The sequence below is a fragment of the Treponema sp. JC4 genome (assembly GCF_000260795.1).
GTDB lineage: Bacteria > Spirochaetota > Spirochaetia > Treponematales > Treponemataceae > Treponema_D.
The window spans coordinates 1-462 of sequence record NZ_AJGU01000137.1 but is presented as its reverse complement, the minus strand read 5'-3'; the positions used below and the strand labels follow the sequence as shown (position 1 = coordinate 462).

Sequence of the window (462 nt, the reverse complement as noted above, 5' to 3'; positions counted from 1 at the left end):
GATAAAGATAAAAAACTTAAGAAGAGTACCAGGAAAAGGATCGGTAAAAAATGAATGGATGTATATATGGGATCGGCGTAGGAGTCGGTGATCCGGAAGACATGACACTTAAAGCCATAAAAAGAATAAAGGAGTCAGACCTTTTGATATGCCCTAAAGAAGATCTGAATGAATGCAGAGCATATCAGATAGTAAAACAGGTGATTCCGGAAGTGGAAGATATAGATACACTTCCCATAGAATTCGAAATGACAAAAGACGAAAATAAGAGAGCTCAAAATACACCTGAGGATCTATGAAATTATAAAAGCACATGTTCTGGACGGAAAGAAGGTCTCCTTCATTACCATAGGTGATCCGGCACTGTATTCTACATTTTCATATATTTCCGATCTGGCACATAAAGACGGTATCGAGGTCTGTACAATAAGTGGCATTACCTCTATAACAGCCTGTGCCAAC

The 462-nt window shown here is 38.5% G+C and carries 2 protein-coding genes; both read left to right on the top strand.

Annotated features, from left to right (window positions below; translation table 11 throughout):
• The first annotated feature begins 50 nt into the window (after window positions 1-50).
• Entirely contained in the window at window positions 51-299 is a 249-nt protein-coding gene (locus MSI_RS14230; protein WP_007590632.1) for an SAM-dependent methyltransferase, read from the top strand.
• Window positions 265-462, top strand: a 198-nt coding sequence (locus tag MSI_RS15235; protein WP_369759201.1) for an SAM-dependent methyltransferase, incomplete at its 3' end; no start/stop codon positions are given. The genes MSI_RS14230 and MSI_RS15235, both read left to right, overlap by 35 nt.